This window comes from Plantactinospora sonchi (assembly GCF_036422035.1).
GTDB lineage: Bacteria > Actinomycetota > Actinomycetes > Mycobacteriales > Micromonosporaceae > Plantactinospora > Plantactinospora sonchi.
In genome coordinates this window covers 415,171-441,831 of the sequence record NZ_JAZGQK010000001.1, presented here as the reverse complement: position 1 = coordinate 441,831, position 26,661 = coordinate 415,171, and the positions used below count along the sequence as shown (strand labels likewise).

20 protein-coding genes are annotated in these 26,661 nt (G+C 73.5%); 12 read left to right on the top strand and 8 right to left on the bottom strand.

Annotation, left to right across the window (positions count from 1 at the left end):
* Positions 1-129: 129 nt before the first annotated feature.
* The gene (locus V1633_RS02000; protein WP_331212338.1) at positions 130-456 is read right to left on the bottom strand and encodes a hypothetical protein; all 327 of its coding nucleotides are present in this window, start codon (positions 454-456) and stop codon (positions 130-132) included.
* Positions 449-871, bottom strand: coding sequence for a YbaB/EbfC family nucleoid-associated protein (locus V1633_RS01995; RefSeq protein WP_331212337.1), 423 nt, complete (start codon positions 869-871; stop codon positions 449-451). The genes V1633_RS02000 and V1633_RS01995 overlap by 8 nt, the downstream gene beginning before the upstream one ends.
* A 115-nt stretch (positions 872-986) precedes the next feature.
* Here V1633_RS01995 and V1633_RS01990 point away from each other — a divergent pair, with 115 nt between their 5' ends.
* Positions 987-2,219 carry an SUKH-3 domain-containing protein gene (locus V1633_RS01990; protein ID WP_331212336.1) on the top strand — a complete coding sequence of 411 codons (1,233 nt, stop codon included), beginning with the start codon at positions 987-989 and terminating at the stop codon, positions 2,217-2,219.
* 104 nt (positions 2,220-2,323) lie between these two features.
* On the opposite strand, the gene V1633_RS01985 is transcribed toward V1633_RS01990, so the two are convergent.
* Both V1633_RS01985 and V1633_RS01980 read right to left on the bottom strand, forming a co-directional pair.
* Entirely contained in the window at positions 2,324-3,787 is a 1,464-nt protein-coding gene (locus V1633_RS01985; RefSeq protein ID WP_331212335.1) for an aldehyde dehydrogenase family protein, read from the bottom strand.
* A gap of 40 nt (positions 3,788-3,827) precedes the next feature.
* Complete coding sequence (locus tag V1633_RS01980; RefSeq protein WP_331212334.1) at positions 3,828-4,730, bottom strand: MerR family transcriptional regulator; 903 nt, start codon at positions 4,728-4,730, stop codon at positions 3,828-3,830.
* 126 nt (positions 4,731-4,856) lie between these two features.
* Here V1633_RS01980 and V1633_RS01975 point away from each other — a divergent pair, with 126 nt between their 5' ends.
* Together V1633_RS01975 and V1633_RS01970 are read left to right on the top strand one after the other, a co-directional pair.
* Positions 4,857-5,813, top strand: coding sequence for an ABC transporter ATP-binding protein (locus tag V1633_RS01975; protein WP_331212333.1), 957 nt, complete (start codon positions 4,857-4,859; stop codon positions 5,811-5,813).
* Positions 5,810-6,697: an ABC transporter permease gene (locus V1633_RS01970; RefSeq protein ID WP_331212332.1), complete on the top strand. Its 888-nt coding sequence runs from the start codon at positions 5,810-5,812 to the stop codon at positions 6,695-6,697. Before V1633_RS01975 ends, V1633_RS01970 begins: the two co-directional genes overlap by 4 nt.
* A gap of 42 nt (positions 6,698-6,739) precedes the next feature.
* Here the strand turns inward: V1633_RS01970 and V1633_RS01965 are convergent, their stop codons facing one another.
* Complete coding sequence (locus tag V1633_RS01965; RefSeq protein ID WP_331212331.1) at positions 6,740-8,752, bottom strand: sigma-70 family RNA polymerase sigma factor; 2,013 nt, start codon at positions 8,750-8,752, stop codon at positions 6,740-6,742.
* Positions 8,753-9,100: 348 nt separating this feature from the next.
* On the opposite strand from V1633_RS01965, the gene V1633_RS01960 reads away from it, so the two are divergent.
* From V1633_RS01960 to V1633_RS01945, 4 genes are all read left to right on the top strand, one after another.
* A complete protein-coding gene (locus V1633_RS01960) occupies positions 9,101-9,799 on the top strand; it encodes a GAP family protein (protein WP_331212330.1) in 699 nt (232 codons plus the stop codon).
* A gap of 103 nt (positions 9,800-9,902) precedes the next feature.
* Positions 9,903-10,775: an NAD-dependent epimerase/dehydratase family protein gene (locus V1633_RS01955; RefSeq protein WP_331212329.1), complete on the top strand. Its 873-nt coding sequence runs from the start codon at positions 9,903-9,905 to the stop codon at positions 10,773-10,775.
* A 425-nt stretch (positions 10,776-11,200) separates the two neighbouring features.
* A complete protein-coding gene (argS, locus tag V1633_RS01950; RefSeq protein WP_331212328.1) occupies positions 11,201-12,934 on the top strand; it encodes an arginine--tRNA ligase in 1,734 nt (577 codons plus the stop codon).
* A 50-nt stretch (positions 12,935-12,984) separates the two neighbouring features.
* The gene (locus V1633_RS01945) at positions 12,985-13,827 is read left to right on the top strand and encodes a hypothetical protein (protein WP_331212327.1); all 843 of its coding nucleotides are present in this window, start codon (positions 12,985-12,987) and stop codon (positions 13,825-13,827) included.
* Positions 13,828-13,906: 79 nt separating this feature from the next.
* Here the strand turns inward: V1633_RS01945 and V1633_RS01940 are convergent, their stop codons facing one another.
* The 3 genes from V1633_RS01940 to V1633_RS01930 form a co-directional block, all read right to left on the bottom strand.
* Positions 13,907-15,457 carry a hypothetical protein gene (locus tag V1633_RS01940; protein WP_331212326.1) on the bottom strand — a complete coding sequence of 517 codons (1,551 nt, stop codon included), beginning with the start codon at positions 15,455-15,457 and terminating at the stop codon, positions 13,907-13,909.
* A complete protein-coding gene (locus tag V1633_RS01935) occupies positions 15,454-17,679 on the bottom strand; it encodes a hypothetical protein (protein WP_331212420.1) in 2,226 nt (741 codons plus the stop codon). Before V1633_RS01935 ends, V1633_RS01940 begins: the two co-directional genes overlap by 4 nt.
* 147 nt (positions 17,680-17,826) lie before the next feature.
* A complete protein-coding gene (locus V1633_RS01930; RefSeq protein WP_331212325.1) occupies positions 17,827-18,744 on the bottom strand; it encodes an IniB N-terminal domain-containing protein in 918 nt (305 codons plus the stop codon).
* A 401-nt stretch (positions 18,745-19,145) separates the two neighbouring features.
* On the opposite strand from V1633_RS01930, the gene V1633_RS01925 reads away from it, so the two are divergent.
* From V1633_RS01925 to V1633_RS01905, 5 genes are all read left to right on the top strand, one after another.
* Positions 19,146-20,456: an Hsp70 family protein gene (locus V1633_RS01925; RefSeq protein ID WP_331212324.1), complete on the top strand. Its 1,311-nt coding sequence runs from the start codon at positions 19,146-19,148 to the stop codon at positions 20,454-20,456.
* 11 nt (positions 20,457-20,467) lie between these two features.
* Entirely contained in the window at positions 20,468-23,071 is a 2,604-nt protein-coding gene (locus tag V1633_RS01920; protein WP_331212323.1) for a helix-turn-helix transcriptional regulator, read from the top strand.
* A gap of 476 nt (positions 23,072-23,547) precedes the next feature.
* Entirely contained in the window at positions 23,548-25,860 is a 2,313-nt protein-coding gene (locus tag V1633_RS01915; protein ID WP_331212322.1) for a sensor histidine kinase, read from the top strand.
* A complete protein-coding gene (locus V1633_RS01910; RefSeq protein WP_331212321.1) occupies positions 25,832-26,251 on the top strand; it encodes a roadblock/LC7 domain-containing protein in 420 nt (139 codons plus the stop codon). The genes V1633_RS01915 and V1633_RS01910 overlap by 29 nt, the downstream gene beginning before the upstream one ends.
* Positions 26,252-26,257: 6 nt before the next feature.
* Entirely contained in the window at positions 26,258-26,641 is a 384-nt protein-coding gene (locus V1633_RS01905; protein ID WP_331212320.1) for a DUF742 domain-containing protein, read from the top strand.
* Positions 26,642-26,661 lie beyond the last annotated feature (20 nt).

Here is a 26,661-nt window from a genome sequence, read left to right as displayed (position 1 = left end):
AGGCGTTGCCTCCCGTCGGTCCCGCCACGTCACAAGATCGGCCAGCGGCCACCGGAGCACGACCGGTACGACACGGGCCCGGTGTCAACACGCCGGGCCGACCGAGGTCGTCTCGGTGCCGCCACCCCGTCAACGGTCTATGTGCTGGATGCGCTGTGCACTGGCCGCGTCGGTCTGGACGCTCGCCTGCACCGACTGGGTGACGTTGACGCCCAACGTCTCCACGTAACGGCCGACGCTCTGCCAGGCCTTGAAGATCGTCGTCTCGAAGCCGCGGTAACGCTGCTCGAAGGCCTCACCGATCTCGTCCTTGCCCCACGGACGGTTCGCACTGGCCGCCCTGATCTCGGCGCCCATCCCGTCGTGCTGCGCGGTGACGGCCTTTCCGGCGTACGCCAGATCGGTGCCGGACCGTTGCGCCTGCCCCGGGTCGAGCCACAGCTCCTGCTCACTCACGCCGCTCCGCCTCCTCGCGTAGGGCCGCGTCACTACGCCGGAGCAGGCTGCCGAAGTCGCCGTCCTTCAGGAAGTCGGCGGCCCCCGAGCCGGTGGGCAGGTACTCGCCGACGAGTCCCTGCACTCCGACGGAGGCCGCGTCGGCGGCCCGCTGCACGGTCGTGGTGATCTTTGCGGCCAGAGCGTTCACGTCGCCGTCACGATATATACGGCGGTCAAGCTCCAGTTTGATCAGTTGGCCACGTGGACCAACGGTCGCGGTCACCAAGCCGTCGTCGGACGACTCGGTCGCCCGGAAAGCCGCCAACTGTCCCTGCAGGTCAGCCAACCCGGACCGGAGCCGCTCGTACTGGCCGTACACCTCGTCGAAGCGGGCCCGGAGGGCTCGGTTCGCGTCACGGTCCGAACTTTCCACCACAGCCGACCCCCGTCATCGCTTTGGGTAGTCGGATATCCTACCGGCGGACGGGGCCTCCTGTCTCCGGCGGATTCGGAGACAACCGGCTCGGCGACCGGACGGGGAGTCCACAGTGATCAGTCACGAGGAAGTCACCAGCATCGCCGCCGAGTGGTCGCGCCAGGACGGCGTACGACTGGGCTGCGAATGCGATCCGGTGGTCGACGAGTTCGACCTCGGCTACGTCGTCTGGTCCAAGATCCCGGTCGACGTGCCGGTGGCACCGGGCGACGGGACGTTGACCGTCATCGACCGGGAAACCGGCGAGATGACCCACTGGCCGCGGCTGCCGTCGCCGGTCGTCCAGGACCTCTACCGCCAGGACCGGGCCGGCCGTCCGCCCCGGGTCCGGACCGTCGACCCGGCCGTCGAACTGCGTCGGGCAGGCCGCCGCTCGCCGACACCCGGCGCCGCCGCCCACCTGAGCCTCGGCACCGAGCAGTACGTCGCCCGGGGCGCGAAAGGTGACCTCGAACTTCGGCACCACCCGCTGGTGGCGGCCTACCTGGCCGACCTCCCGACGGGTCACCTGGTGCGGGGCGGCGAGCGGCACGCCGAGCTGATCGTGCTCTCGGACGTGCTGCACGAGTACGACCGGCGGCAGACGAGCCTGCGGCAGCCCACGCTCACCCTGCCGGTGGCCCGGGAGCTGCTCGCCACGGCGCAGTTCGCGCTGTTCCGGGTACGCGAGTCCGGCGACCCGTTCGGTGGCCCCGCCGACCGGCCCTGCGAGTCGTGCCTCCGGGCGCTGGTCCACTTCGGTGTGCTGCCCTGGTCCGACCTCGCCTACGCCGAGGAGTCCCGGCCCGGTCCGCAGCCGCTGCCGGAGGCGGACCGGTTTCCGCCGGAGGTGGGCTTCGCGCTGGTCGAGGCGGGCTGGCGCCCCCAGTTCGGCGACGACCTGCTGGCCCGCAACGCTGTCGCGGCGGTCACCGAGACGCCCGGCGGGCGACACCGGCACACCAGTTTCCCGGCCGTGGAGAGCGCGTTGACCCGGTTTCCCGGGCTGGTCAGTGCCCGACGTGGTCCCGGCGAGCAGGTCTGGATCCGACGCTTCGACCTGGATCCCCGGGCGGCGGCCTACACGGCGGACAGTCTCGGCGACTTCGGGGCCCTGATCCGGGCACGGCTCTTTCCGATCGGCACCGAGCAGGGCGACAGCATCCTGGCGATGGACGAGTACGAGCGGGTCTTCGCCCTCGACCAGGCCGGCGAGTGGTTCATCGGGTCCGGCATCGACGACGCGTTGACCAACCTGCTGCTCGGCCGGGCCGCGCACCGGGTACGCGACGACGGCAGCTGGTGAGCCGGGGCCGCGCCGTCGGCGGCTGGTGAGCCCTCGGGGTGCGACGACGGCGGCCGGTGAGCCGGGGCGGGCCCCGGTCGGGCCGGAGGGCGGGCCGTCGGGTCCTACAGGTCCACTCCGGAAAGGACCAGCACCCGGGGCTCGGTGTAGTCGTCCATCGCGCTGCGTACGCCCTCGCGACCGACGCCGCTGCCCTTGACCCCGCCGTACGGCATCTGGTCGGCCCGGTACGACGGCACGTCGCCGACGATCACCCCGCCGACCCGCAGTCCCCGGTGTGCGGCGAACGCGGTCTGCAGACTGTGCGTGAAGACGCCGACCTGCAGCCCGTACGCCGAGTTGTTCACCGCGTCGAACGCGGCGATGTCGTCGGCGACCCGCGCCACCACCAGCACCGGTCCGAAGACCTCCTCGGTGCTCACCCGGCTCTCCGGCGGCACCGCCGTGAGCACGGTCGGCGCGAAGCTCGTACCGGAGCGGCGGCCGCCCACCTCGATGGTCGCGCCGGCCGTCACCGCCTCGTCGACCCAGCTCTCGACCCGTCGGGCCGCGGCCTCGTTGATCAGCGGCCCGACCTCGGTCGCCTCGTCGGCCGGATCGCCGGTGCGCAGCGCCTCGACGGCGGCGACCAGCCGGGGCAGGAAGCCGTCGTAGAGCCACTCGTGCACGAAGACCCGCTGCACCGCGATGCAACTCTGCCCGGCCTGGTAGTTGCCGAAGGTGGCGATCCGCTCGGCGGCCCACCGGAGGTCGGCGTCCGACGACCAGTCCGAGCAGATCACCGCGGCGGCGTTTCCGCCGAGTTCCAGCGTGACGTGCTTGTCGGGGGCGGCCCGGCGGATCGCCGTACCGACCGGGCCGGAACCGGTGAACGAGACCACCGGCAGCCGGGGGTCGGCGACCAGGTCGGCCGCCCGGTCGTCGGGGACCGGCAGCACCGAGAACATCCCGACGGGCAGCCCGGTGCCGGGGCCGTCCGGCTCGGTCACCTCGGCCAGCAGTTCACCGAGGAGCAGCGCGCTCAACGGTGTCTTCGGTGCCGGCTTGACCACGATCGGCGCCCCGACCGCCAGCGCCGGGGCGACCTTGTGGGCGACCAGGTTCAGCGGGAAGTTGAACGGGGTGATCCCGAGGACCGGACCTCTGGGCACCCGACGGACCAGGGCGAGGCGTCCCTGGCCGGCCGGTTCGGTGTCGAGCCGCTGCAGGTCGCCGGAGAACCGTCGGGCCTCCTCGGCGGCCCACCGGAACACCGAGACGGCCCGGGACACCTCCACCCGGGCCCACCGGATCGGCTTGCCGCTCTCGGCGCCGATCAGGCGGGCGACCTCCTCGGCCCGTTCGGCGAGCCGCCGGGAGACGTGGTCCAGGGCCTCCGCGCGGACGTACGCCGGAAGGGCCGCTGCCCGGTCCGCGACGGCCGCCGCGGCGACGATCGCCGCCTCGACCTGGTCGGGGTCGGCGTAGCTGGTCCGGGCGACCTCCCGGCCGTCGTACGGCTGCCGGACGATCAGCGGATCCGGGCCCTCGGCGGGCCGCCCGGCGAGGTGGAACGGCACGGACTGCACGCCGGCAGCCTAGTCCGCCGGGTCAGGCTCCGGCAGCGTGTCACCCGGTGCCGCCCTGTCCGGGAGTCGCTGACCCGTCGGAGGGTACGTCGGCCGCCGCGGCGTCCGGTGCCGGCCCGTCCGGCGGGTGGGCGGTGAGGTAGTCGTGCAGCCGGCTGGCGCCTTCGAGCATGGCGCCCGCCCGCCGGGTCAGTTCGGCATCGCGCTGCATGACCACCGCCCGCAGCGCGTCCGTGCTTCCGGTACGACGCAGGCCGTCCATGATGGCGCGGACCTGTGGCAGCGGGTATCGCCCCTGGCGGAGCATCCGGATCATCCGGGCGTCCCGGACGTCGTCCGGGCCGAACCGGCGGTACCGGGTGCCCCGTTCCCGGCTCGGGGTCAGCAGGCCGGCGGACTCCCACACCCGCAGTGCGGAGGTACGGATCCCGAGGAGTCGGGCGAGTTCCCCGATCCGCAACCCGCCCTCCCCGGCCCGAGCCCCCGCGTCCCCGGCCCGTGGTCCGGCGTCAACGGCCCGAGCCGCAGGGTCAACGGCCCGAGTTCCGGCCTGGCCGGCCCGTGCTCCGGCCTGGCCGGCCCGTCGTGCCTCGGTGGACTGACCGGCGATCCTGGCGAGCGCCTCGCCGGTCTCCCGGAGCAGCCGCCGCTCCTCGTGCTGGGCCGCGTGGCCGGCGTCCAGCAGGGCGAACGCCCGGGGCAGCTCCCCGCCGTGGATCGCCTGCATGACGGCTCGCGCGGCGCCCCAGCCGTACCCGCTGGCCATCGCCCGGTACGCCAACAGGGCCCGACGGTGCCGGTCGGTGAGGCTGCGGTAGCCGCTCGACGTACGCGGCGCCGGGGGCAGGATGCCGGTGTCGACGTAGTTACGGATCTGCTGGGTCGAGACGTTCACCAGTCGGGCCAGGTCGACCGGACGCAGCCTGTCCTCGGACCGGCTCACCGTCGACTCCCCCGGCACCGGCCGCTTCGACCAACGAGTTGAGGGTTCCTGTGCACAGCCGATCAGGATAGCCGGCCAATTTCGCTGAAACCATCAACGTACTACTTCAATGACAGGCTTGAAGGTATGACTGTCAGCAGTGAAAGACCGCCGAACGGGGCGGAGCCGGTCGTCGCCGTCCACGACCTCCGGATGCGGTACGGCCCGACCGAGGTGCTGCGCGGGGTGGACCTCGTCGTGCACCGGGGCGAGGTGCTCGGCCTGCTCGGACCGAACGGCGCCGGCAAGACCACCACCATCGAGATCCTGGAGGGCTTCCGCCGGCGCTCGGCCGGCGAGGTACGGGTCCTGGGCGCCGATCCGGAGCACGGTGACGAGACGTGGCGGGCCCGGATCGGCGTGGTGTTGCAGTCCTGGCGCGACCACGCCCGGTGGAGTGTCCGGGAACTCCTCGACCACCTGGGCCGCTACTACCTGCCGTACTCCACGGCGGACCGGCAGCGGCCGTACGAGGTGGCCGACCTCCTCACCCTGGTCGGGCTGACCGGTCAGGCGGACACCCCGACCGCCCGGCTCTCCGGCGGACAGCGGCGTCGGCTGGACGTGGCGATCGGCCTGGTCGGCCGGCCGGAACTGCTCTTCCTCGACGAGCCGACGGTCGGCTTCGACCCGCAGGGCCGGCAGGAGTTCCACGACCTGGTGGGACGGCTCACCGAACGGGAGGAGACGACGATCGTGCTCACCACGCACGACCTGGCCGAGGCGGAGAAACTCGCCGACCGGATCGTGATCCTGCTCGGCGGCCGGATCGTCGCCGACGGTACGGCCGCCCAGCTCGCCGGCCAGGTGGCGGGGCGGGCCGAGGTCCGCTACACCCGCGACGGCGAGTGGAACGTGCACTCCGTCGAGGACGCCACCGGTCACGTACGGGAACTCTTCGCCCGGTACGGCACGGCGATCGGCGACCTGGAGGTACGCCGTCCCAGCCTGGAGGACGTCTACCTGACGATGGTCCGCGACTTCGAGTCGGGACGACGTACCGAGGCAGCGGCCGAGTTGACCGGAGCGGGGGCGGAAGCATGAACACGGCACCTGTCGGTACCCCGCCGGCGCGCGGTCATGGCGTCCGGGTGGGGCTGCACCGGGGCTGGATCGAGTTCCGGAAGGCCGTGACGAGCGGGCAGGAGCTCTGGGGCGCCCTGTTCTTCCCGGTGATCGCGTTGATCGTGATGTACCTGCTGCGCGGCAGCACGGTGCCAGGCACGACCTTCTCCCTCGGCTCGCAGGCGGTCCCCGGCATCCTCGCGCTGAACATCGTGATGGCCGGGATGACCGGGCTGGCGGTGACGTTGACCATGGACCGGGAGGACGGCACGCTGCTGCGGGCGAAGGCGGTCCCGAACGGGGTTCTCGGCTATTTCACCGGCCGGCTGCTCAGCCGGGCCGGGGTGACCCTCCTCGGGCTCGTCGTCCTGCTGGTGCCGGCCGCCCTCCTCTTCACCGGTCTCCGGCTCGGCGACCCGGCCGGCTGGCTGACCCTCGCCTGGGTGCTGGCGCTCGGCCTGGCCGCGACGATGCCGATCGGGGCGGTCATCGGCGCGCTCTTCAACAGCACCCAGGGGCTGAGCGTCGTCATGCTGCCGATCATGCTCCTGACGGCGCTCTCCGGGATCTTCTACCCGGTCAGTGCCTTCCCCGACTGGCTCCAGTGGATCGCCCAGCTCTTCCCGATCTACTGGCTCGGGCTCGGCCTGCGTTCGGCACTGCTCCCGGACGCCCTCGCCGCCGCCGAGATCGGGGATTCGTGGCGGCACCTGGAGACGGTGGGCGCGCTCGGGGTGTGGGCGGTGGCCGGCTGCCTGCTCGCGCCCGTGCTGCTGCGCCGGACGGCCCGGCACGAGTCCGGGTCGCGGGTCGCCGCCCGCCAGGAGAAGGCGGTACAGCGGATGGACGCCGCCCGGCGTTGACCTGCGGGTACCCCCGCCAGCACCGGCTGGCGGGGGTACCGGTCAGCCGGCCGCCTGGAACGCCCGGCCGACCGCCGTCGGCTGGGCGCCACCACGGAACAGCCCGCTCAGGTCCTTGTCCGTGGCGGGCAGCCCGAACCAGGCGTACCGCTGCAGGTACGACAGTCCGCCGAGCATCTTCGCGGCGGCCGTGACGAACGCGGCCTGCTGCTGCTGGCTGGGGAACCGGGCCTGCCCGGAGGAGAAGTCGATCAGGGCGAACTCGGTGAGCCAGATCGGCTTCCGGTAACGCTCGTACACCGCCTGCAGGTACGACCGGAGCTGGCTCACCGCGTTGGCGGTCCGGAAGTCCCCGCCGTACCAGTGCAGGGCGATGAAGTCGACGCGGTGGCCGCGCTCCTTCGCCCCGACCATGAACCGGTCGAGCCAGCCACCGGCCCGGTCGCCGCCGAAGGCGACCGCCGGGCTGCCCAGCCGGCTCCCGGTCGCCTGCAACTTCGGCCAGAGGTCCAGCGCCTCCTCCACGCTCATCTCCGCCTGGCCGGCGAGGTCCGGCTCGTTGAACCCCAGCAGGTACGGTCCAGCATTCTTGGCCCGGGCCAGGTTCGCGCTGGTGACGTGGTCCCGGCCCCAGATCATCGGCACGAACTGCACCCCGCGTGGCGTGGTGACCCCGTCGTGGTGTGCCGCCCAGGTGTAGTACCAGCTCGCCCCGGAGTTGGCGAGGGCCTGACTGACGCCGGAGAAGTTCCAGACCGCGACGCCCTTCTTCTCCGACGCCCGGGCCGGTGCCGCCGGGGCGGCCGGTCGACTCGACGTACGCCGGCTCGGGGTCGCCGTCGGGGTCGGGCCACCGGCCGACGGTGTCGGTGTGCCGGCGAGACTCGGGCTCGGCCCGGCGCTGGCCGTCGCGGCGACGCCCGGCGCCGGCTCCGGACCGGCCGCCGCCGTCGTCTCCGCCTCGTCGGGCCGGCTGAGCTGCACGGCCAGCAGGACCGCCACGACCAGGCCGGCGACGGCCGCGGCGGCCGAGACCGGGCCGGCCACCCCACCCGTGCCGGCACCGAACCACCGGCCCAGGCCGCGCGGTGGCGCCGCGTGCGCGCCGGACGACCGGACCGGCCCGTCCGGGGCACCGACCTGACCGGAATGGTGCTGGTCGTCGGTGGCCGACGGCCCGACCGGGCGCGGGTGGGCGGCACCGGGCTGGGCGGCCCACTCCCCACCCGGCTGCACGGACGAATCGCCGCCGAGGTACGCGGTGAGCCGCTCGCCGAGGCCCGGCGGCACCGGGAGCAGCGGCAGCCCGGCCAGCAGGCGCCCCACCGGCAGCAGATCCCGCCCGGCGCGTCCGCACTCCACGCAGTCCCGGACGTGCCGGGCCAACCGCTTGCGCCACAGCGGTGCCGGTACGCCGTCCCAGCCCCGGGCCACCGTCGGAAGCTCCGGGCACCCGGGCCGGGCCCGCAACGCCCGGACGACGGCACGGGCGACGTCGAGTTGCTCCTTCATCCGGTGCACCCGGACAGCGACGTGCCCGGCCGGCAGTCCGAGCGCGGTGGCGAGCTCGGCACGGTCCAGTTCGCCGCTCTCCTCCAACCACCAGAGGGCGAGCAGTTCCCGGTCGTCCGGGTCGAGCCATCGAGTCGCCTCCGCGACCTCCCGGCGCTGGTCGGTGAGGCCGAGGCGGAGGATGGTGAGTTCGGCGAAGTCACCGGCCGGATCCGGTACCTCGTCCGGCACCTCCACCGTCGCCGCGCCGGCCGCACCGGTCCGGTGGCCGTGCTGCCAGTCCCGTACCTGTCGGACGGTGATCGCCACCAGCCACGACCGGTACGCGGCCGGGTCCCGCAACTCGGCCAGGTGCCGGACCAGCCGGAGCAGCGTCTCCTGGACCACGTCGTCGGTGTCGGGGTGCCCGCGCAACGCCCGTCCGACAATGTTGTAGACCAGTGGCAGCGATCCGGCGACCAACGTGTCGAGAGCGCGCCGGTCACCGGTACGGGCGGCGAGGACGATCCCGGGGTCGGGTCCGCTTCGGCCGGGTCGGGTCATGCCGCTCCACTCCCATCGCTGACTGTCCACGGTGCCGCGCCGCGTCACGATCGCTGGCGGGCTCCTGTTTCGGAGACGCTACGGCGGCGGACGGATTACGGTTTTCCCGGTGGTACGACGGATCGCCGCGCACAGTTCGATGACCAGCCCGACCCGCGGTGCAAGGAAGGGCCCCTTCTTATCGCTTTTTGCATAGGAAGGGCCCCCTCCCAACGCACCGGCCCCGACAGGCCCCGTCCGTCCAACGATGTAACCGGGTTTCGTTCCCGGCGCCGAGGTGACCGGGAGTGCGCGCGCCGAGACTGGCTACATGACCAGTTGGACCACGCGGCGACGGGCACGTACCCGATGAGTACCGCACTGCTGCTCTCCCTCGCCGGACTCGCGCTGCTCGACAGCACCAGCATCGGCACCCTCTTCATCCCGGTCTGGCTGCTGCTCTCCCCGGAACGGATCGGTGTCGGACGGGTCCTCGGCTACCTCGGCACCATCGCGGTCTGCTACTTCGCCGTGGGCCTGCTGCTGGTCTTCGGAGGCGGACGGCTGGTCGACGCGCTCGACGGAGCCGCCGACAGCCCGGTCGTGCTCTATCTCCAACTGGCCCTCGGCGTCGGCCTCTTCGCGCTCAGTTTCCGCTTCGACGGCAAGCGTCGCCGGGGACCGGGACCGGCGTCGCGGTGGCGGGACCGGGTCACCAGCGGCGGTTCGTCGGTCGGCTGGCTCGTCGGCCTGGCCCTGCTCGCCGCACTCGCCGAGGTGGCGACGATGCTGCCGTACCTCGGGGCGGTCGGGCTGATGGCCACCGCGGACCTCGCGGCCTGGACCGTGCCGCTGCTGCTGGCCGGCTACTGCCTGGTCATGGTCCTGCCCGCCGGCATGCTGCTGGCCGGCCGCGCCGCCTTCCCCACCCCGGCCGAGAGGCTGCTGCGTCGACTCAACACCTGGATCGTGGAGAAGGCCGGCAACGCGACCGGCTGGATCCTCGGTATCGCCGGCTTCCTGGTGGCCCGGGACGCGGCCGCTCGGCTCTGGTTCCCGCACTCCTGAACGACCGGCCGGCGGATCCGGCGGCCGGACGGCGAGCCGAGCCCCGCCCCCGGTACGCCGGCCGGCACACTGGACGCCGGGCTCGTCGACGGGAGAAAAACGGATGTCCAGGATTCTCGTCGCCGGTGCGTCCGGTCTCCTCGGGTCGGCCGTGGTGCGCGCCCTGGTCGCCGCCGGCCACGAGGTGCACGGTACGACCCGGAGGGCCGACCGGCTCCCGTTGATCGAGCGGCTCGGCGGACGCGGGATCGTGATGGACGCGCTCGACCGTGCTTCGGTCGACGCGGCACTCGCGGTGGCCGCCCCGAACATCGTGATCCACGAACTGACCGACCTGGCCGGGTTCGACTTCGCCGCCAACAACCGCCTCCGGGTCGAGGGCACGGCGAACCTCGTCGGGAGCATGCTCGCCCACGGCGTGCCCCGGCTGGTCGCGCAGAGCATCTCCTGGGCGTACCGGCCCGGGCCGACGACCGCCGGTGAGCAGGAGCCGTTCGCCACCGTGCCGGAGACCGGCGCACCCGCCTTCGAGGCCGTCGAGATCCTCGAACGTGAGGTCGCGCGGGTGCCGCACGGCGTCGCCCTGCGCTACGGGCTGCTCTACGGCCCCGGCACCTGGTACGCGCCGGACGGCGAACAGACCGCCCGGGCCCGCCGGGGCCGGATCGAGGCGACCACCGCGTGGACGAGCTGGGTCCACGTCGACGACGCCGTCGAGGCCACCGTGCTCGCACTCGACTGGCCGCCGGGACCGGTCAACATCGTCGACGACGACCCGGCCCAGGTGGACGACTGGGGGCCACGGTACGCCCACGCCGCCGGGTACCGGGGTACCCCGACGATCTCGTCGCGGGCCCCGGGCCGGGCGGCCTCGAACGCGCTCGCCCGCTCCCTCGGCTGGCTCCCCCGGCATCCCACCTGGCGGACGACGCTCGCCGACCCGGCGACGTTCACGCCGAGCGGCGAGGCGCCCTGACCGGTCGCCGTTCCCGGAGCGAGCGACACCCGCCCCGACCGGTGCCGTCCTGACAGGTGCCGAAAAAACCGCCGGCGGCCGGGCCCACGGCCGGGTAGCCTGCCGGGCATGTCCCGGGCACAGGTCGCGATCACACGGACGTCCGAGTCGGTTCAGCCGCTCGGCCGTCGGCGACGCGTGGCTCGACCGCGAGTCTGCCGCGACCGCCTGCGCTGACCTGACCTGTGCGACCGGCGGATCGATCCGTCGGTGCCCTCCGGTAGCCGACCGGTCCGCTCTCCTCACCCATCCGGGTCCGGCCCGCGTCCACCGCCGTGTTGCCCCCGCGAGCCGTCACCGGCCACCCGCTGCGGCAGGCGACCACCACCACCCGCGGTGACCGCGGCGGTGCGTGTGGCCCGGCCCACCATCAGATCGGCGTACCGATGAAACCTGCCAGTCTCAATCTCGAAAGTCTGCTCGTCGACCGGCTCGCCCCGGCGTTCGCGGCCGTGGCCGGCGGTCCGGTGGATCCGGTGGTCCGCCGGTCCCGGCACGCGGACTTCCAGGCCGAGGCGGCGCTCGCCGTGGCACGTCGGCTCGGCCGGCCACCCCGGGAGGTCGCCGCCGAGGCCCTCGACCGGGCCGTGCTGTCCGACATCTGCACGGCGGCGGGCGTCGCCGGCCCCGGGTTCGTCAACCTGACCATCGCCGACGACGTCCTCGACACGCTGCTGACCAGGATGGCCGCCGACAGCCGGCTCGGCGTACCACCGGCCGAGGATCCGGAGACGGTGGTCGTCGACTACTCGGCACCGAACGTCGCCAAGGAGATGCACGTCGGCCACCTGCGCTCGACCGTGATCGGCGACGCGACCGTACGGCTGCTCGACTGGCTCGGGCACCGGGTCGTCCGGGTGAACCACCTCGGCGACTGGGGCACCCCGTTCGGGATGCTGATCGAGCACCTGCTCGACCTCGGCGAGTCGACGGCCGCGGACGAACTGTCCATCGGCGACCTGAACTCGTTCTACCAGGCCGCCCGGACCAAGTTCGACGCCGACGACGGGTTCCGGCAGCGGTCCCGGCAGCGGGTCGTCGCCCTGCAGGCCGGCGACGAGTTCACGCTGGGGCTGTGGCGGCGGCTCGTCGCCGAGTCGGAACGGTACTTCCTGACCGTCTACGACCGGCTCGGGGTGCTGCTGGCCGCCGATGACTTCGTCGGCGAGAGCCGGTACAACAGTGCGCTGGCTCCGTTGACCGAGGAGTTGGACCGGCTCGGGCTGCTGACCGGGAGCGGGGACGCCGCCTGTGTCTTCCCGCCCGGGTTCGTCGGCCGGGACGGGGAACCGCTGCCGCTGATCGTCCGGAAGAACGACGGCGGGTACGGCTACGCCGCCACCGACCTGGCCGCGCTCCGGCACCGGATCGACGACCTCGGCGCGACCCGGCTGCTCTACGTGGTCGGGCTCCCCCAGCGGCAGCACTTCGAGCTGGTGTACGCGGTGGCCCGGCAGGCCGGTTGGCTCCGGCCACCGGTCCGGGCCGAACATCTCGGCTTCGGTCTGGTGCTCGGTCCGGACGGCCGGAAGTTGGCGAGTCGGGCCGGCGACTCGGTCAAGCTCGGTGAGCTGCTCGACGAGGCGGTCGCCCGGGCCGAAGCCCTGGCCCGGGCGAAGAGCCCCGAACTGGATCCGGTCGAGCTCGCCGAGGTGGCCCGGGCGGTCGGGATCGGCGCGGTCAAGTACGCCGACCTGTCCAGCGAGCGGACCCGGGACTACGTCTTCGACTGGGACCGGATGCTGGCGTTGAGCGGCAACACCGCCCCGTACCTGCAGTACGCCCACGCCCGGATCCGGTCCATCTTCCGGCGGGCCGGTGGTGGGCCGCCGGCCGACGCCCGGATCTCGGTCGCCGATCCGGCCGAACGGGCCCTCGCCCTCGAACTGCTCGACTTCGGCGTGGTGGTCGGCACCGTCGAGCGGACCCTGGAGTTCCACCGGCTCACCAACCACCTGTACGAGGTCGCGTCCGCCTTCAGCACGTTCTTCGAACGCTGTCCGGTGCTGCGGGCCGACGCCGGGACCCGGGCGAGCCGGCTGGCCCTCTGCGAGCTCACCGCCCGGGTCCTCCGGCAGGGCCTGTATCTGCTGGGCATCGGCGCACCGGACCGGATGTGACCGACTCGTGACGCCCGGCGGGGCGGCCGGACCTGCGGCATCATGACGGGATGGTGATCTTCCAGGACCTGGTACGTCGCTTCGGCGACTTCGCGGCGCACGATCCCACCGACGATCTGGTCGAGCGGTGGCGCCGCGAGGTCGTCGAGCCGGAGGCCGACCTGTTCGCCACCGTCGAGCCGTGGGTCGATCCGCAGGTGGCACCGGCCCGGCTGCCCGGTCTGGTCGCCCGCCGGGCCGAGCTGCTCGCCCGGACGGTCCGGGCGGAGGCCGCGGTACGCGAGGCGACGACGCTGTTCGCCGACGCAACCGGTGGTGGGCACCTCCCGGTCCGGGCGGTCATGATGGTCGGACTCGGCCAGGCCAACGGCTGGGTGGCGCCCCTGGACGGCGAACCCACGCTGTTCCTCGGGGTGGAGCGGTTGCCCGAGCCGCCCTTCGACACCGTGCTCGCGCTGCACGAACTGGTGCACCTGGTGCACCAGCGGCGGTCCGCGGCCGACTGGCCGTTCGACCGGGTCGACGCCGACCTGTTCCGGGAGGGCCTGGCGGTGTACGCCACCGCGCGGCTGATGCCGACGGTCGCGCTGAGCGGCCACCTCTGGTTCCGGGCCGACGCGCGGGCCTGGGTGGACCGGTGCGCCGCGATGGCGGGCGAGTTGCGCAGCCGCGCGCTCCGGGAGTTGGACCGGACCGACGTGTCGGGGCTGTGGTTCGGCGGTGCGGAGGACCGGCCCGGCGAGCTGCCCGGGCGGTGCGGCTACTGGCTCGGCTGGCGACTGCTGGGCGAGATCCTCGACGGGGCGCCGCTCGACGCCGCCCTCGACTGGCCCCTGCCGGAGGCGACGGCGCGGCTGCGTGCCGCGCTGGCCACTACCGACGGTGCCGGTTGATCGCCCGCAGGAACCCGCTGCCGGGGGAGCTGACTCCCGAACGGCCCGCAGGCTCGACCGTCGGCGGGTTCCTGGGGAATCAACCCAGCTCCGCCAGCATCCCCTCGCAACTGCGTACCACCACGCGGGCGGCACGACGCTGTTCGGCCCCGTACACCGGGTCCTCGGCCAGCTCCTGCCACCGGCCGACCGCCGCGCTCGCCCGGTCCCACAGTTCGTCGCCGGCCACGTCGTGCTCGACACCCAGCCGGGCGGCCAGGCTGGTGCCGTCCCCGCCGACCAACCGGTTGGCCTCGGCGACCAGGTGCGACTCGAACCGGACCTGGCCGCCGAGCAACGCCGCCGACAGGCGTAGTTCGCGGAACTCGTGTGCGCCGGCGAGGACGTGCTCCAGCCGGGCGAGCAGTTCCTTCGCGCCCGGCCGGGGCTCGGTACGCAGCAGCGACTCCAGCGCGGCCAACGCCGAACGGGCCTTGAGCACCGGGGTACGGTCCACGAAGTACCGGGTGATCGACTCGCGCAGTTCGGTCAGGCCGCTGCGCCGGACCAGCTCGGCGGCGAGCTTGGCCCGGCTGTCACAGCCGGTGCGGATCAGCGTGGTCGACAGCCGTACCCCGAAGATGCCCAGCCGGTCGAGCAGGCTGTGCCGGGTCGCGGCGTCGATCGCGACCGGGAAGTCGACGGCGGTGAACCGGTCGGTGGAGAGCAGCAGCAGGTCGGTCTCCGCCTTCGGCAGTCGGGCCAACGCGGCCAACGCGGTGAACTCCGGCTCGGTCAGCACCCGTCCGGCGAGCGCGACCAGGCCACCGAGTGCGACGACGCTCAGGCAGCGGGCGTTGACCCGGGGGTCCCGCCGGTGCCGGCGGGCGAGCTGCCGCGCGGTCAGCAGCGCGTCCACCCGACCACCGGCGAGTTCGTCGACCCGGGAGAGCACCAGCAGCACGTTGACCGGCGCCGCCCGGGCCACCGCACCCGGCTGCGCGGTCTGCAGTGAGCGCAGGTCGTCGCCGCGCCCGTCGCGGCTCAGGTAGAGCACCGCGTCCGCTTCCCGGACGATCCGGTCGACGGTGGCCGCACCACCGTCGGTCGGCCCGGGCAGGGCCCGCTCGATCGCCACCCCGGGTACGCCGGCACCCGCCCCCGGGCCGCTCGGATCGAGCTCGGGGGTGACCGCCGGGGTGTCGATCAGTACGGCGTGCCGCAGCGCCCGGGCCGGCCACTGCACCACGATGTCGTCGACCTGGTCCCAGCGCCAGCCCCCGAGGTCCACCCGCATCCCGCTCGCCGTCCGGGTCACCGCGAGGTCCCGGGGCGTCCCGTTGGCCGGGTACGCGGTGACCCTGGGTTCCGGGCCGTCCTCGTACCAGGTGAAGACCTGGCGGCCGTCGGCGACCTCGACCGGCGCGACCTCCTCACCCATGATCGCGTTGAGCAGGGTCGACTTGCCCGACCGCCAGGGGCCGGCGACCGCGATCCGCAGCGGCTCGCCGAACCGCTCGAGTTGGCGGTGCAGCCGGCGTACCGCCCGCCGGTCGTCGCGGTAGACCTCCGCCGCCTCGGTCAGCAGTTCCCAGGTCGCTTCGTCGAGCCCGGCCCGGGCCGGCCGGACGTGCTCGTGCGGCCGGGTCACGGTCCCGGCTCCAGCCCGGACCGGTCGGTGGCGACGACCGCGATGCCGGCCAGTGCCTGGGCCCGCTCGTAGAGGTCGGCCAGCCGTTTCATCTCCTCCGCGATCCGCCGCTGCCGCTGGTCACGTTGCGCCGCGTCGACCTCCGCGGCCTGCTTGGCACTGCGGAACGACCGGACGATGCCCTCTTGGAGTTCCTCGGTGAGCCCGCTGAAGTGGTCACGGAGCATCCGCTGCACCTGTCGGGCGGTGTCCTTGGTGTCCTTGCTCAGCCGCAGGAAGAAGTCGTCGACGTGCCGCTGGGTCGCCGTCTTGACCGCCGCCTGGCGTCGTTTGAGCAGCGACTTCCCCTCGTCCCGGACGCTCTTGCCGCCGAACAGCGCACCCGCGCCGAGCGAGATGGGGTTGATCAGCGGCATGCCGGCCAACGTCGTCGCCAGGCCGAACATCAGCACACCGCCGTACGAGCCGCGCAGTCCGGTGACAAGTTTCTGGGTCCGGGTGAACCGCTCGACCGTCGGCTGTTCCATCACCTGGATCCGGTCCGCCAGGTTCTCCGGTACCCGTACCGACCAGCTGGGCAGCGCGTCGAAGCCGTACCGCTCGAAGGAGCCGGCGACCCGCTGGGCGATCCAGCCGCAGCGCTCGGCCAGCCAGGCGTAGTTCGCCTCCGCCGCGTCGGTGAGGTTCTCGGTGAGCCAGTCCTGGAAGGTTTCCCAGCCGGTCAGCGGGTCGGCGGTGTCGAACGCCTCGTCGACCTTGCGCAGGATCTGCCGGGTCCGGTCCCGCAGGTCGTACTCGACGTCCGAGATCAGGTCGGCCATCTCGTCGTTGAGGGTGTTCTGCCACCGTTGTGAGCAGCGACGTAACTCGTCCACCTCGCGCTGCGCCGCGTGCAGTTTGGAGATCGGACCGGATTTCCCGGCCGCGGTGGTCACCGCGAGTTCGGCCCGCAGCGGCGCCGCGAGTTGTTCGATGACGGTACGGGAGCTGAGCGCCACCGCCTTGCGGCCCAGGGTGTCGGCCTTGCCGGCCTGGTCCCGTTTCAACCGGTTGATCAGTTCGGGAAAGTGTGACTCGGCGTTGAGCTGTTTGTCGTTCGTCCGGGCCGCCTGCAGCCGCAGCGTCGCGGAGACCGGGATCAACGCGGCGGCGACGCCGGCGTCGGCCAGGTGCTGACGGTTGCGCTCGACCACGGCCCGCCAGTGCGGCACCATGTCGATCTTGCTCTGCACGACGGCCACGTTCGCGTGCGACTGCGCGATCTGCAACAGCAGGTTCAGTTCGGTCACCGAGAGTTCCCGGGTCACGTCCGAGACCAGCAGTACCAGGTCGGCCTGGCCCGGCGCGGCGGCCGGGCTGATCGGGCGACGCGGGTCGGTCACGTCCATGCCCGGTGTGTCGATCAGCACCAGTCCGGAGGCGAGCAACGCCCGGGGGATGCCGATCTCCGCGTGCTCCACCCCGCTGCCGGGCCGTGGTCCGGCGCTGCCGTCGGCGTCCCCCGCCTGACCCGCGGAGACCGACGTCGACCCGGCCGGTGTCGGCGCCGCTTCCGGGGCCGCCGCGACGTCACCGATTCCGGCGGTACGACCACTGATCCGGGCCGCGATCCGCTCCATCGGTACGGCGATCCGCCGGGCCGGGCCGACGACCTCGGTGCCGAGCGGGCCGGTGGCCGGAGACGGCCGGCGCACCGGTGTGCCCGGCTGTCCCGCCATCGTCTGCCCCGGACCCGCCTCCGGCCACGGCGGCGCCGGGGACCGGGGCTCCACTCCCGGGCCGGGTGCCGACCGCCGGGGTTCGGCGCCGTCTCCAGCCGCTGGCCACCGTGCACCGGAACCGGCCGGTGGACGACGCGGTGGGTCCGACCGGACCGGACCGGACCGCTCCGGTCCCGGGCGGTGTGCCGGGGCGGGATCGGCGGGGCGCCCCCCGCCGGGCAGGGGACTCCAGACCAGCGCGGCACCCGGTGTCTCGGCGTGCCCGACCACCGTCGGAATGGTGGTGCTGACTCCCTCACCCACCGGACACACCGTCGCGTTGAGCAGTGCGTTGATGAGCAGACTCTTGCCCTGTTTGGGCTCGCCGACGACCAGCACCCGCAGTCTCGGGTCCAGCAACTGGGCGCGTCGGCGCCGGAGCCACTGGATGAGGTCATCGCGTCCGTGTCTGCCGGAGACCCGGACGATCTCGTCGAGGACGTCAAGCCAGTTGGGCGCCATCACCGCACCAAGTGTGCCGATTACGCCGTAATTATCAAGAGGAGAACTCGGCTATCCGTCGGAGCGGACCCCTCCGGGCCGGAAAACCGAAGGCCGGACTGTGGGACCACAGTCCGGCCTTCGGCGGGCTACACGGGCTTCCCGCGCTCAGAGAAGGCCATCCGTGATGCCCAGTAGGCCACCGGAGGTGGAGGCGTTTTCGTCTCCGGTGGGCCCGGTGTCTCCGACAAGCCCCGAGGTGGTCCCGCGCAGCGTCTCCCCGACGTGGTCGGTGAGACCGGTCACCGTCGAGCCGACGCCCAGGTCGTCGAGTGCGGGATCCCCGGAGGAGGTGCTCAGTGGGCTGACGTCGAGCGTGTCCCCGACCCCGCCGACAGCGTCGGTGAGTCCGGCGACGGAGTCGCCGACATCCAGCGCGCCGACGCCGCCCAGACCGTCCGTCACGCCCAGCGAGCCGACGAGCCCGGTCACCTGGTCGAGCGTGCCGTCGAGGGTGTCCCCGGCGAAGTCGACCAGACCCAGTTGACCGGTGTCCAGGCCGCCCGGCACGCCGACCGCCCCCGTCACGTCGCTCACCACCGGCTCCGTGACGACCGAGTCGAGGGTGCCGTCGACGTCCACCTCGGTCGGCGCGACCTCGTCCGCCGGCAGCGCCGGGACCGGTTGCCCGGCGTCGAGCCCCAGACCGGTACCGACGACCCCCAGGCTCGCCGGCGAGACGGTGCTGATCACACCCAGCGCGGCGGTGTTGAGGTCGGAACCGGTCGAATGCGTGTTCGCGGTGAGCTGGTAGGCGACGTGCTGCAACTGCCCGATCACGGCGGTCGGGTCGGGCTGGAACTGCTCCAGGCCGAGATCCTCGGTCACCGGCACCAGGGAACCGAGACCCTGGACCGGCGCGTAGTCGACGACCAGCGGCACCACGTCCTGGACGTCGGCGACGGTGATGTCGGTGAGCCCCGCGTCCCGCAGGGTCCCCTCGGGGTCCAGTTCGAAGGCCGAACGCGCATCCGGGTTGGTGAGCAGGTTGAGCACAAAATCGTGCAGTGTCTGGGGCGAACCCATTGTGCCGGTCTCCTCAAACGAGCTGGCGTGCTGGCCGGAGCGGTGGTGCTGGCCAACTCTGGTGCGCTGGCCAGGCCAGCCCGGTGGCGCTGTTCGGATCTGGTAGCTCACCGTAGCCGGCCACTCCGGCCCGGGCATCGGGGACGGTGCCCGGTTCCGTCGTACCCCGGGTTGGGGCCGGACCTGACGTTCAGATTAGGGGCTTAGGGGATGTGCTCCGCCATAGTTAGGGTCCCGATGGCGGATAGATCTCTGGTACGAAAAGATGACTCCCTAACGGCCCACCGGGCGAGGCCGACTCGCCCGGGCCCGCACCCGGCGCGACCGGGGTCGACACCGGCGGAAAGGTGCACCACCCACACCGACCCGTCGACGACAACTCGTGGTGAAGGATTGATCGAATGCCCTATGTCCTCGGTGTCGACATCGGCAGCACCACCACGACTGCCGCTGTCATCCGCCCCCAGGGCTCGACCTGGGAGCAGCCCGAGGCCGTCCGGCTCGCCCCGACCGGCCACCCGGTGCCGTCCGTACTGCTGATGGCGACGAACCGGTCGATCACCGTCGCCGACCCCGACGACTACGACCACCCCGTCGCCGGCGGCTGGATCGCCCGGGGCTTCGTCCAGCGCATCGGTGACGACGTGCCGCTGCTGTTCGGTGGCGAGGCGTGCTCGGCGCAGGCGCTCACCGCGATGCTGGCGATGTGGGTGGTCGAACGGGTCATCGAGCAGGAGGGCGAACGCCCCGAGTGGATGGTGCTCAGCCATCCGGCCGGCTGGGGGGCGTACCGCCGGCACCTGCTCCAGGAGGCGCTGTGGGAGGTCGGGCTCGCCGACGTCACGCTGCTGCCCGGGCCGGTGGCCGCCGCCGCGGGGCACGCCGCGTACGGCTTCACCGGGCGGACACTCGCCGTACACACCCTGGGCGGCAGCAGCTTCGAGCCGGCCGTCGTCGACCGGGCCCAGCCGCTCGGCTTCGAACTGCGGGGCGTCCACCCCGAGCCGGGGCAGCTCGGCGGCGCCGACCTCGACGACGCGCTGGTCGAGCAGATCCGCACCGGTCTGGGCGGGGAACTGTCCGACCTCACCGACCCGCTGGTCCGGTCGGCGTTGCGCGGCCTGCACCGGGAGTGCCGCCGGGCCAAGGTGGCGCTGACCGACGCCGGCACGACGGAGATCGCCGTCCGGCTGCCCCGCCGGGACCTCCGGATGACGGTCACCCGGGCCGAGTTCGAGGAGCTGATCCGTCCCGCCCTGGCGCTGACCGTCGACGAACTCGCCCGTACGGTCCGCTCCTGCGGCCTGCGCCCCGAGGAGGTCGACGCCGTCCTGCTGGTCGGCGGATCGGCCCGGATCCCGCTGCTGCGGGAACTGCTCGCCGCCCGGTTCCCGGTGCCGGTCGAGACCGGACCCGACCCGCGGCTCACCGTCGCGCTCGGCGCGACGCTGGCCGGCAGCCAGATCCTGGACCGGCAACGGGGGAACCGGCCACCACCACGGCCACCCGTGATGCGCCCGCCCCGGCCCGGGTACGGTCCGGGCGAGCCCGTACCGCGACAGCGGAACCGGTCCACACCGGAACCCGACGGCCGGTCCCCGGGGACCGGCGCCGACGGGCGTGAACACCTGCCACCCCGGCCCCCGATCCGGATCACCCCCCTGGAGTTGCCGATGCGTGCCCTGTCCCGCCTCGCGGCCGGTCGCGGGTGAGCGTGCCGCTGATGCTCCGTACCGACACCGGATCCCCGCTCGTCCTCGACGAGCAGACCGAGGCGTTCCTGGCCCGGGTCGACGCCGACCCCCGACTGCCGCTCAGCGCCGCCGTGCAGGGCGCCGGCGGTCACGGCAAGACGGCCGTACTGGCCCGGCTGCGGCGCAGCTACCAGCAGGCCGGATTGGTGGTGCTCGACCACTGGCGGGAACTGGCCGACCCGGCGGACCCCGGCCACGCGGTGCTGGTCGACGACGCCCACCTGCTCGACGCCGGTTCGCTCGGCGAGCTGTGCCGGCTGGCCGAGTCCGGCCAGCCCCGGCTGGTGGTCGCGTTCCGGCCCTGGCCACGGCCACCGGGCCTGGTGGAACTGGTGGAACTCCTGCACCGGGGTGGTCCGCCGGTCCTGCTCGGGCCCTTCTCCGAGCAGCGCACCGCCACGTACCTCGGCACCGTCCACGGCGGCGCGACGTCGCCGGCCACCGCCCGCCTGGTGCACGAGCAGACCGGCGGCGTACCCCGGTTCGTCGAGTGGCTGGCCCGCGCGCTGCGCCCAGGCGGCTCCGGGCCGGACCAGGCGCCCCCGCCGGGGCCGCGCCCGGCCGGGCTGGAGATCCCCCGGTCGGTCCTGCTGCAGTTCGTCCCCGAACTGGAGAGCCTCGACCTTGAGGTACGTCGCCTGCTGCTCGCCCTGGCGGCCGGCGCCGGCGTACCCACCGACCTGCTCGGCGCCCTGCTCTCCCGGCAGCCGGAGGAACTGGACGGGCCGCTGGCCGCCGCCCGGGCCAGCGGGCTGCTCGGCCCGGACGACCGGCTCACCCCGATCGTCCGGCGTGCCATCGCCACCCTGAGCCCGGCGAGCCAGCGGGCGGTGGTGTGGCAGCGCCTGGCGGAACTGCAGCTGCAGCGGGGCGGCCGGGTGCTGCCCCTGGTCCGATCGATGATCGACAACGGCCTCGGCGGCAGCTGCCCGGCCGGACTGGCCGAGGCCGCCGGCGACGAGGCGTTGATCGAGGACCCGACGCTCGCCGCCCGGCTCTTCGCCGTCGCCGAGGCGGCCGGCCGGCCGACCGCGGCGCGACGGGCGATGGCGGCGGCGCTCGCCGGTGACCTCGACTCCGCGCTGCGTCTGGCTGACCGGCTGATCGCCACCGCCGACTCGCCGTACCGGGCGGAGGGGGCGGCGGTGGCCGCGACCGCGCTGGTGCACCGGGGGCATCCCGACCGGGCCGTCGAGCTCTACCGCTGGGCCGGCACCCCGTCGTCGATGGCGTTCGCGGCCATCGGCGCGGTCGGCACCGGTCAGGTGGGGCCGCTCGACCGGCTGCTCGACGACCCGCCGACCGACGGTCCACCGACCCTGCTGGCCAGCGCCGCGCTGTTGATGGCCCGGGGGTTGCGGGAGACCCTCTCCGGCCCACCGACCGCCGCGCTCTCCACCCTGGTGCAGGCGTCCGCGCTGCTGGAACCGGCCGGACGCGCGGTGCTGCTGCCGGAGAGCCCGGCGGCACTCGCCGCGCTGGTCGCGCTGCACTCCGGCGAGCTGGACATCGGCGAGCGGGCCCTCGACCGCGCCGTCGCCGCCGGCCTCGGCGCGGCGCTGACCACCCGCCGGCACCGGCTGCTGCAGACCTGGCTGCTGATGGTGCGTGGCCGGGCCACCGAAGCCGGTCCCCGGTTGGCGGCGGTGACCGCCGGTGGCACCCCGCTGGAATCCCGCGACCTGCTCTTCGCCACCGCGCTCGAAATCGGCGTCGCCCGGCGCAACAGCGACCTGCCCGGCCTGCAACGCGGCTGGGTACGTGCCCGGGAGGCGGTGGTCCGCCATCCGGTGGACCTGTTCACCCTGCTCCCGCTCGGCGAGTTCGCCATCGCCGCGGCCCGGCTCGGCGAGCTGGACCGACTGGCACCGTACCTCGACGAGGCGCGTACCCTGCTGGCCAGACTCGGCGACCCTCCGATGTGGACGACGCCACTGCACTGGAGCTGCCTGCACGCCGCGATCATGGCCGACCGGCCGACGGTGGCGGACGCGCACGTCGCCGCCCTCACCGCGACCGCCGGCCACAGCCCGTACGCCGCCGTACTGGCGGCCGCCGGGCAGAGCTGGGTGGAGGTGCTGCGTGGTGAGGTCGACCCGGTACGGGTGGAGGACGCGGCCCGTGGACTGCACGGGATCGGGCTGTGCTGGGACGGCGCCCGGCTGGCCGGGCAGGCCGCGATCCGTACCTCGGACCGCCGGGCGATGACCACGTTGCTGGACTGCGCCCGGATGCTCCAGGGCCGACCGGCCGGGGTCAAGGGGGCGGCCCGGCCGTCCGCTGCCGGCACGCCGCCGGTCGCCGACCCGGTCACCGCTCCGACCGAGGGACGACTGAGCGAACGCGAACGGGAGGTCGCCGAACTGGTGCTCGGTGGTCTGACCTACAAGCAGATCGGTGACCGCCTCTTCATCTCGGCGAAGACGGTGGAGCACCACGTGGCCCGGATGCGCCAGCGGTTGAACTGTGCCAACCGCAGCGAGCTGCTGGCCCGGCTGCGCAGCATCACCGAAGAGCGGTCCGGTGGCCAGCCGGCCAGCTCGGGCTGGTCGCGCCAGCGGGCGGTCCGATGAGTGCGCCGACGGGGCGAGGGCCCGACAACCTCGACCGGGTGGGACAACGCCCGCCGCAGACCGCACCGGCGGCACCTCCGGCCACCGCCCCTGACCCGACCGGGCGACCCACCGACGGCAGCCGACCCGGGCGGCCGACCGGCAGCAACCGACCGGCCCAGCCGGCTGGAAACCGACCCGAGCGCCCAGCCGGCAGCAACCGACCGGCCCAGCCGGCTGGAAACCGACCCGAGCGCCCAACGGCCGGCCGACCGGACCAGCCGACCAGCAACCGACCCGAGCGCCCAGCCGGCAGCAACCGACCGGCCCAGCCAACCCCCGGCAACCGACCGGACCAGCCGACCGGGAACCGACCCGAGCGGCCAACCGGCAACCGACCGGACCAGCCGACTGGAAACCGACCCGACCAGCCGGTCGATGGCAAGCGCCCCGACCAGGCGGTCGGCGGGTCGGGCACGACGCCGGAGCGGCCGGAGGTGTCCGCGTCGCCAGCCACCGCCCAGCGGCTCCGGCGGTTCACCGCCGCCGTACTCGTGGTGCTCGTCCTGTTCTGGGGGTACGCCGCCTTCCTCGCCGCCCGGGACGCGATGGACCTGCTCGCCCTGCGTACCCTCGCCGGACGGCTCGGTCAGCCGACCGAGACACTCCTGCTCCACCTGCAGGCGGAGCGCCGACTGACCGTGGTCGAACTCGCCACGCCGGGCCGTCACCGCGACGCGCTGGCCGGCCAGCGTGCCCGCACCGACGCCGCGATCCAGCAGCTGCGCCGGTTCGTCCAGGACAGCGACCTCCGGCTGCTGACCGCCGGCGCGGCCCGGGAACAGGCCGCCGAACTGGTCCGCCGGCTGGAGACCGTCCAGCCGCTCCGGGAGGACATCGACCGGGGCGGCGTCGACCGGGCCACCGTCGCGGCGTCGTACGCCGGGATCATCGACGCCGGCTTCGCCGTGTACGGCGCACAGTGGACAAGCCGACACCTCGAACTGGCCGAGCAGACCCGGCCGTTCGTGGCGCTGGCCCGGGCGATCGAGCTGCTGGCCCGGGAGGACACCCTGGTCGCCGGCGCGCTCGCGGGAAACGTGCTGAGCGAGGCCGAACACGCCCAGCTCGCCGAACTGGTCGCGGTGCAACGGTTCGCCCGGGCCGAGGCGGTGGCCGCGCTGCCGGCCGCCGAACGGGCCAGCTACGAACGGATGTCGACCGGACCGCTCTTCGCCCGGCTCCGGGTCGTCGAGGAACAGCTGCTCACCGGCGGCCGGGCCGGCACCACCCCGGAGGCGGGTACCGGGACGCCACCGGTACAGGGTGCGGAATGGCAGGCGGCGCTCGAGCCGGCCCTCGCCGAACTACGCGGACTGGTCAGTGCCGGGGTCCGGGACACTGTCGACCGGGCCGCCCCCGGTGCCGCCGGTGTCGTGGTCCGGGTCGGCCTCGTCGGCGGCCTCGGCCTGGTCGTCGTGGTGGCGACCGTCCTCCTGGCCTTCCGGGCCGCCCGACGACTCGTCGGTGACCTCGACCAGCTGGGTACGGAGCACGCCGCGCTGCGTACCTCCCGGGACGAACTGGCGTCCCGGGTGGCGGTGCAGGCCGAACGGGCCGGCCGGCTCGCCACCCAGGCCGCCCAGCTGTCGACCCAACGCCGACAGCTGGCCGCGCAACGGGAACAACTGATGGCGCAGACCGTACGCGGACAGGCGCAGACCGACCGCGCGACGGAACGGACCGCACAGGTCGCCGCCCGGTTGGCCGCGTACCAGCGGGCCCGGGAGGTCTTCGTCCGGCTGACCCGGGAGAACCAGACCCTGCTGCACCGCCAGATCGGGCTGCTCGACACGCTGGAGCGACAGGAGACCGACACCGAGGCGCTGGCCGAACTGTTCCGCCTCGACCACCTCGCCACCCGGATCCGACGCAACGTCGAACAGCTGATCAGCTTCTCCGGCGGCACCCCCGGCCGGCGCTGGCGGCGTCCGGTGCCACTGATCGACGTGGTACGCGGCGCGGTGGCAGAGGTGTCCGACTACGCCCGGGTCCTGGTGGCACCGAACTGGTCGGGAGAGGTCGCCGGACGGGCCCTCCCCGACCTGATCCACCTGGTCGCCGAGGTGGTCGAGACGGCGCTCGCCAGTTCACCGCCGACGACCACCGTACGGATCGGCGGCGAACGTCGCGGCGACGCGCAGGTGATCGTGGTCAGCGACGACGGCGTGGGCCGGGGACCCGCCGAACTCGCCACCCTCAACGCGCTGATCCAGGACACTCCGACGGACTCGCCGCTGCACGGCATGACCGGCCTGTACGTGGTCGGCCGGCTGGCCCGGCGGCACGGCATCACGGTCGAAATGGCCGCCGGCCCACGGGGCGGCACGGCCACCAGCGTGCTGGTACCGGCTACCCTGCTGGTCCGGACCGCCGGTACCGATCCGACCGATCCGCCGACCGCCCCGGACAGCACCGCCGCCGGGGCCGACCGGCCGGGTCCGTCGGAGACGACCGGCGGAACAACCACCCCGGCCGACACCGCCGTCGGCCACCCCGGCGGTCCGACCCGGCCAGGAGACGGGCCGACCGCCCTTCCGGTACGGGTCCGCCGGCCCCACCTGGGCCCGCCGGCTGGCGCGCCGACCGGGGCGACCAGCCCGCACCAGAACGGTGCGCCGGTCCGCCCCGCCGAACCCGATTGGTCGATGACGATCGAGCTGCCGGTTACCCTGCCGACGCCCATCGGCGACCAACCCACCAGCAGTGAGAGGACAACAGGTGACTCACGCCCTGGTCACGACGGATAACCTGGTCGAGATCCTCGACGAGTTCGTGGACCGTGTCTCGGCCGCCGAGCATGCCGTGGCACTCTCCCCCGACGGGCTGCTCCTCGCCGTCTCCCGGGGGGTCGACGGCGAACTGGCCGAACAGCTTTCCAGCGTCGTCGCCGGCCTGCAGGCGCTGTCGCTTGCCGCCGCGCGTTACGCCGGCCCCGGCGGGGTACGTCAGGTGATCGTGCAGATGCACGAGGCCTTCCTCTTTGTCACCGCGACCCGGGGCGGCGCGATCCTCGCCGTCCGGTTCGCCGGTGACACCGAGGTCGACGCCATGGCGTACGAGGTGGCGGTGGCGGCCTGCCAGGCCAACCTGCACCTGCCCACCTTTCCGGTGCCGGCCGATGACCTGACCGGGGGGTGACCCGCGGTGCGCACCGGCACGGACGGCCGCAGCGACGACGCCTGGTACGACCAGGACGCCGGGCCGGTGGTACGGCCGTACGCGATGACGCGGGGACGTACCCAGCCGGTCCGGGGGCAGTTCGACCTCATCTCCCTGGTGGTGGCACGACGTCCGGCAGCGGAGGGGGCCGATCTCACCCCGGAGCAGTCCGCCATCCTCGCCCGTTGCCACCGGCCGCTCTCTGTGGCCGAGATCGCCGCCGCACTGGACCTTCCGGTGGGGACGGTCCGGGTGCTGCTCGGCGACCTGCTGGACGTGGGGCTGATCGACACCCATGCGCCTCCGCTGCTGGACGCGCCCTCGGACGAACTGCTGGAGGCCGTACTCGCCGGGCTGCGGGCGCTGTGAGTCCCGGAACCGAGGGGCGG